The organism is Bordetella petrii, assembly GCF_020991325.1.
GTDB lineage: Bacteria > Pseudomonadota > Gammaproteobacteria > Burkholderiales > Burkholderiaceae_B > Bordetella_A > Bordetella_A petrii_E.
Genome location: NZ_JAJMLX010000265.1, coordinates 1 through 6,110 on the forward strand (window position 1 = coordinate 1; position 6,110 = coordinate 6,110).

Here is a 6,110-nt window from a genome sequence, read left to right on the forward strand (position 1 = left end):
GCCCCGCCTGTCCGAACTCGCCTTGCACCTGGCGCCCGACCCGGCCATCGCCGAGCTGCTGGGCCGCGCCATTGCCCAGGAGCCGGCTGTCGCCATCCGCGACGGCGGCGTCATCGCGGCGGGTTTCGATGCCGACCTGGACGAACTGCGCGCCCTGGCGGCCGACGGCGGCGATTTCCTGCTGCAGCTCGAAGCCCGCGAACGCGAGCGCACCGGCATCCCCAACCTGCGGGTCGAGTTCAACCGCGTGCACGGCTTTTATATAGAAGTCACCAAGGGCCAGGCCGACAAAGTGCCCGAAGACTACCGCCGCCGCCAGACCCTGAAGAACGCCGAACGCTACATCACGCCCGAACTCAAGTCCTGGGAAGACAAAGTGCTGTCGGCCCAGGACCGCTCGCTGGCGCGTGAAAAGTGGCTGTTCGAGCAAGTGCTGGATGCCCTGGCCGAACACGTGCGCCCCCTGTCTGATTGCGCCGCCGCCCTGGCCGAGCTGGACACCCTGGCGGCCCTGGCCGAACATGCGCGCCGCCACGCCTGGGTGGCGCCCGAACTGACCGAGCAATCCGAGATCGACATCGACGCCGGCCGCCACCCGGTGGTCGAGCGCACCATCGAACGCTTCACGCCCAATGGCTGCCGCCTGGACGCCACCCGCTGCATGCTGCTGATCACCGGCCCCAACATGGGGGGCAAGTCCACTTACATGCGGCAAGTGGCCCTGATCGCCCTGCTGGCGCGGGTGGGCAGCTTCGTGCCGGCGCAGCGCGCCATGGTGGGCAAGATCGACCGCATCTTCACGCGCATCGGCGCGGCCGACGACCTGGCTGGCGGGCGTTCCACCTTCATGATGGAAATGACCGAGGCAGCCGCCATCCTGGCCGCCAGCACGCCGCACAGCCTGGTGCTAATGGACGAAATCGGCCGCGGCACCTCCACCTACGACGGCCTGGCCCTGGCCTGGGCCATTGCGCTGCGCCTGGTCACCCATAACCGCGCGCTGACCCTGTTCGCCACCCACTATTTTGAGTTGACGCGCCTGCCGGCCGAACAGCCCACGTCAGCCAACGTACACCTGGCGGCCGCGGAATCGGCCGGCGGCATCGTATTCCTGCACGAAGTGCGCGACGGCCCGGCCAGCCGCAGCTACGGTATCCAGGTGGCGCAGCGCGCCGGCGTGCCCGCGGCTGTCATCCGGCACGCATCGCGCGAACTCGAGCGCCTGGAAGCGCAGGGCGCGCCCACGCCGCAGCTGGGCCTGTTCGCCGCGGCCATCGAGGCCGATGCCCAGGCCGGCATGGCCAGCGACCAATCCGACGAATCCGCCGCGCTGGATGCATTGCGCGCCGAACTTGCCCACATCGACCCCGACAGCCTGACGCCGCGCGAGGCCCTGGACGCCCTGTACCGCCTGAAGGCCTGCATGCCATGAAAACCGACCAAGCCCTGGAATTGCTGGGCGGCCTGACGCCGGCCGGCTTCATGCGCCGCCATTGGCAGCGCAAGCCCCTGCTGATCCGGCAGGCCATTCCCGGCTTCAAGCCGCCGGTGGGCATTGCCGCCCTGAAAAAACTGGCCCGCCGCGACGACGTGGAGTCGCGCCTGATCTGGCGCGAAAACGGCGCCTGGCAAATGGAACAAGGCCCGTTTGCCCGCCTGCCCAAAGACAAGGAGCCCGACTGGACGCTGCTGGTGCAAAGCGTGGATCTGCACAGCGACGCGGCCTCGGCCTTGCTGCAGCTGTTCCGCTTCATCCCCGACGCGCGCCTGGACGACATCATGATCAGCGTGGCGTCCGACGGCGGCGGCGTCGGCCCGCACTTCGACAGCTACGACGTGTTCCTGCTGCAGGCGGCGGGACGCCGCCGCTGGCGCTATGGCCGCCAGAAAGACCTGTCGCTGAAACCCGGCCTGCCGCTGAAGATCCTGGACAACTTCACCCCGGAACACGACACCGTGCTTGAACCGGGCGACATGCTGTATTTGCCCCCGCAGGCGGCCCACGACGGCATTGCGCTGGGCGATGGCTGCATGACGATCTCGATCGGCTTCCGGGCTCCCACGCAGGCGGCGCTGGCGCGCGGCCTTCTGGAAGCCGCGGCCGACCAGGTCATGGCGCGGGTCGGCCTGCTGGGCGGGCCTTACGGCGAGCCTCCCCTGCCCGGCCCCAAACTCGACATGGTTTACCGCGACCCCGGCCAGGCCCCGGTAGACACCCCGGCCGCCCTGCCCGACGCGCTGGTGCAGGCCACGCTGGACACCCTGGCCAAAGTCCGTTTCGACGACGCCCTGGCGTCGCGTTTCCTGGGCTGCTGGCTGACCGAACCCAGTAATCTGGCCGTCTTCGAACCCGCGGGCGAAGCACCGGATTTGCTTGCCCATTGGCCGCAAGACGGTGTCCTGGAACTGGATCGCCGCACCCGTATGCTGTATCGGGGCCGCCAGTTGTTCATCAACGGGGAAACCGCAGCGGTGGCCGCTGGCCCGGCATTACGCGCGCTGGCGGACGCGCGCCGGCTGCCTTGCGCCGACCCACGCTGCCAGCGCTTAAGCCAGGCCGAGCGCGCTTGCCTGGCAGACTGGCTGGATGCGGGCTGGGTGCAATACCGGCCCGACTGTGACGCATAAACCACAATCCGCGCCGCTCCCGGCGGCGCGAGGGGCTCGTTTGTACGATCCAGACACCTAAACGTGTCTATCTAGGACAGAACGCTAGGGTGTCCGCATCGTTTGAAACATCAAGAAATGGCACACACGATCAAGTAAAGATTGTTACGTCTCGGATGCCACCGCTTTAATTTCCACACGCAAGGACCTGCCTGATTCCTGTAGCCTGACTACTGGTTTCCCCTAATGGGATTCTGGTTTTCCCCTAACGGGCCGCATGATCGTCACCTAGAGGAGTCTCAACATGATCAGCAAAACCTTGATTCTTGCTTCGGTAGTTGCCGTCGCGCTGACCGCTTGCGACAAGAAGGAAGACACCGCGAGCCCCGCCGGCTCCGAGCCGTCGACCACGATGCCGGCGCCTTCCACGCCTGCGCCCAGCACTCCCGCTCCCACCACCCCGGCGCCTGGCGGCGGCACGGAAGGCACGGGCGGCTCGGGTGGCGCGACCACGCCGTCGTCCTGATAAGCCGCAAGCCTTTGTTCCCCGCCGGCAGGCGGGAACAAAGAAAAAAGGCAGCGACAGCATTGCTGTCGCGGCCTTTTTCATGGGCGCATGCCCAGGGGATGATCAAGTCATCTTGTCTTTCAGGACGCTGAGCAGGCGCTGCGCCGTGGCGCTGTTGTCGCGCTGGCCAGTGCTGTCGAGCACGGTGACCTCGGTGGCGGCCCCGCCCTGGGTCAGGTGGATGCGATACTGCGCGGCCTGCGCTTGCTTGTCGCCGGAAAACAGGCGGCTGAAGAAGCCCGGCTGGTCTTGCTGGGCGCCGGTATCGGTATCGACGTAACGCACGAAATATTCGCCGGCGGAACGATCGCGGTCGTCGACGGCGAAACCGCCGGAATCCAGCGCAACGCCCACACGGCGCCAGGCGCGGTCGAAGGATTCGTTCACCACCAGCATCGCGCCGTTGGCTTGCACGTCTTGCTGGACGGCGGGAGCCTGGGGCGAGGCTTCGGCCTGGGCCACCAGCTTGCGGGCGTTATCGACGTCGGTGCCCAGATACACCATCAGGCGCGCCAACATGGCGGCGTTCAGGCCGGGATCTTCCTTGCCGTGTTCCCATTGCACCTGGCCGTCGTCCACGCCGACACGCTTCTCGAGCATTTGCTGGTGCGAAATGTAGATTTCGGTGTGGTTGCTGACGCGTTCGACGCGGGTGCGGAATTTTTCGCGTTCGCCGCTATCCCAGGCCGTGTCCAGAATTGAGCCCAGCGCCTGGCGCAGCCAGCTTTCGGGGATCTTGGCGCGGTTTTCCGCCCAGTTGGTTTCCACCAGGCCCGCCTTGGGATTGTTGGTGGACACCGAGAAACCGGTGTCCGTCCAGAAGTCGACCACTTTAGGGAAGACTTCTTCGGGCGGACGCTCTACCACCAGCCAGCGCAGGTCGCCGTCGCGTTCGACACGCATGTCGGTGCGCTGGGGCAGCACATTGCTGTTCTGCGAGGCGCTGGCCACTTGCTGCTGGCCTTGCTGCTGGTATTGCGAATATGTGGTGCTACCCGAAGCGGGCGCGCGGTAGCGCGGATCGCTGGAAGCCTGGGTCAGGTCGGGCGGAATGCTGAGGGGTTCCCCCCGCTTCGTGCTTTTGTAGTCGACCGACTCTTCGTTGCCCAGCAATTCGTTGACATCGCTGCAACCGGCCAGCAACGTCAGGGCCATCAATGCCGACGCAGCGGCATGACGTTGGTTCATACGCTTCCTCACTTTTAGAGCAGACCCGTTTCCTGGAGCGCGCCGCGCACCGTGTCGTGGTGCTGCGAACCCAGTTCGACCAGCGGCAAGCGATAGCCCAGCGCTGAGCGCCCCATCTGGGCCAACGCCCATTTGACGGGAACAGGATTGGCCTCGATAAACAAAGCCTTGTTTAGACGCGCCAGGCGCGCATTAAGTTCGCGCGCCTTGGGCACGTCGCCCGCCAACGCGGCGGCACAGAGCTCATGCATGAGACGTGGCGCCACATTGGCCGTAACAGAGATGTTGCCGCGCGCGCCCAGCAGGATAAGCGCCGTGGCGGTGGGGTCGTCGCCGCTGAACACCTGGAAGCCGGCCGGCGCCTCGCGCATCAGCAGCGCGCCGCGGGCGATGTCGCCGGTGGCGTCTTTGATGCCGATGATGCCGGGCACCTGCGCCAGGCGCAGCACGGTGTCGTTGGACATGTCGGCCACGGTGCGGCCGGGCACGTTGTACAGCACCGTGGGCAGGTCTACCGCTTCGACGATGGCGCGGAAATGCCGATACAGGCCTTCCTGGGACGGTTTGTTGTAGTACGGAACCACCGACAGCCCGGCCTGGGCGCCCACCGCCTTGGCGTGGCGCGACAGGTGGATGGCTTCGTCGGTGGAATTGGCGCCCACCCCGGCGATGACAGGAATGCGGCCCGCGGCATGCTCGACCGCCACACGGATGAGCTCGGCGTGCTCGTCCATGGACACGGTGGGCGATTCGCCCGTGGTGCCCACGACGACCAGCGCGTCGGTGCCTTCGGCAATGTGCCAATCGATCAGTGAGCGGTAGGCAGCGTAGTCCAGGCTGCCATCGGGTTGCATGGGGGTGACCAGCGCCACCATGCTGCCCTGGAATGTAATGTTTGCGGCGGGGGATGCCATGAAAAAAGGGCTCCGGGCCCGAAGCGGCTGGCCTCGGGCGATGAACTGGGTCAGTCGAACCGCCGAGTTTAACGGATATTGGGCCTTACAAGAACCAGGTGACGATGGCCGTCCCCAATTGCAGGAAAGGCTGCATCAGCGTCCATAGCACGCCGGTAACCAACAGCAACACCACGATCACCAGCCCGTAGGGCTCGATGCGGGAAAACTGCCAGGCCAGCCGGTTCGGCAACAGGCTGAAGACGATGCGGCCGCCGTCCAGGGGCGGCAGGGGCAGCAGGTTCAGGGCCATGAGCACCAGGTTGACGTTCACCCCGGCCAGTGCCATTTGATACCAGTAGCCTTCCTGGACGCCCCCGGCCATGAACAGGCGCATCGACAACACCCACAGAATGGCCATGAACAGGTTGGACGCCGGCCCGGCCAGCGCCACCCACAGCATGTCTTTCTTGGGACGACGCAGGCGCCCGAAGTCGACAGGCACCGGCTTGGCCCAGCCGAACAACATGGCCGGCCCGCCCATCAGCTTGGACATCAACAGAATGCCGGCCGGCACCAGCAGCGTGCCGACGGGGTCGATGTGCCGCATGGGGTTCAGGGTGATGCGCCCGGCCTGCTCGGCCGTGGGATCGCCCAGCATGCGCGCCACGTAGCCATGGGCGGCCTCGTGCAGCGTGATGGCGAAAATGACGGGGATCGCGTAGATCGCGATAGTCTGGATGAGATCGGACATGGCCTGCGGATTGTACCTGGGCAAGTCGGGCCGGGGCGCCGGCGGCGGGACTGCGCTTAGTCCAGGCCCAGCGCGGCCGGATCGCCACGGCCGCGGCGCA

General features: G+C 66.3%; 6 protein-coding genes. 3 read left to right on the plus strand and 3 right to left on the minus strand.

Features of this window, described 5'->3' with window-relative positions:
* The 3 genes from mutS to LPZ50_RS20295 form a co-directional block, all read left to right on the plus strand.
* Positions 1-1,432: DNA mismatch repair protein MutS (mutS, locus tag LPZ50_RS20285; RefSeq protein WP_230664365.1), on the plus strand; the 1,432-nt coding region annotated here is incomplete at its 5' end.
* Positions 1,429-2,628 carry a cupin domain-containing protein gene (locus LPZ50_RS20290; RefSeq protein ID WP_230664367.1) on the plus strand — a complete coding sequence of 400 codons (1,200 nt, stop codon included), beginning with the start codon at positions 1,429-1,431 and terminating at the stop codon, positions 2,626-2,628. The genes mutS and LPZ50_RS20290, both read left to right, overlap by 4 nt.
* A 283-nt stretch (positions 2,629-2,911) precedes the next feature.
* Positions 2,912-3,133, plus strand: a complete 222-nt coding sequence (locus LPZ50_RS20295) for an endopeptidase (protein WP_230664369.1) — start codon at positions 2,912-2,914, stop codon at positions 3,131-3,133.
* Between the two features lie 105 nt (positions 3,134-3,238).
* Here the strand turns inward: LPZ50_RS20295 and bamC are convergent, their stop codons facing one another.
* The 3 genes from bamC to LPZ50_RS20310 form a co-directional block, all read right to left on the minus strand.
* The gene (gene bamC / locus LPZ50_RS20300) at positions 3,239-4,363 is read right to left on the minus strand and encodes an outer membrane protein assembly factor BamC (RefSeq protein WP_230664371.1); all 1,125 of its coding nucleotides are present in this window, start codon (positions 4,361-4,363) and stop codon (positions 3,239-3,241) included.
* A gap of 14 nt (positions 4,364-4,377) precedes the next feature.
* Entirely contained in the window at positions 4,378-5,277 is a 900-nt protein-coding gene (dapA, locus tag LPZ50_RS20305; RefSeq protein WP_230664373.1) for a 4-hydroxy-tetrahydrodipicolinate synthase, read from the minus strand.
* Positions 5,278-5,362: 85 nt separating this feature from the next.
* A complete protein-coding gene (locus tag LPZ50_RS20310; RefSeq protein WP_230664375.1) occupies positions 5,363-6,010 on the minus strand; it encodes a site-2 protease family protein in 648 nt (215 codons plus the stop codon).
* Positions 6,011-6,110: the final 100 nt, after the last annotated feature.

Bases quoted from the DNA above. Each gene is read 5' to 3' on its own strand.
- LPZ50_RS20310 (WP_230664375.1), bottom strand. From the start codon at position 6,010: ATGTCCGATCTCATCCAGACTATCGCGATCTACGCGATCCCCGTCATT.
- LPZ50_RS20290 (WP_230664367.1), top strand. From the start codon at position 1,429: ATGAAAACCGACCAAGCCCTGGAATTGCTGGGCGGCCTGACGCCGGCC.
- LPZ50_RS20295 (WP_230664369.1), top strand. From the start codon at position 2,912: ATGATCAGCAAAACCTTGATTCTTGCTTCGGTAGTTGCCGTCGCGCTG.
- dapA (WP_230664373.1), bottom strand. From the start codon at position 5,277: ATGGCATCCCCCGCCGCAAACATTACATTCCAGGGCAGCATGGTGGCG.
- bamC (WP_230664371.1), bottom strand. From the start codon at position 4,363: ATGAACCAACGTCATGCCGCTGCGTCGGCATTGATGGCCCTGACGTTG.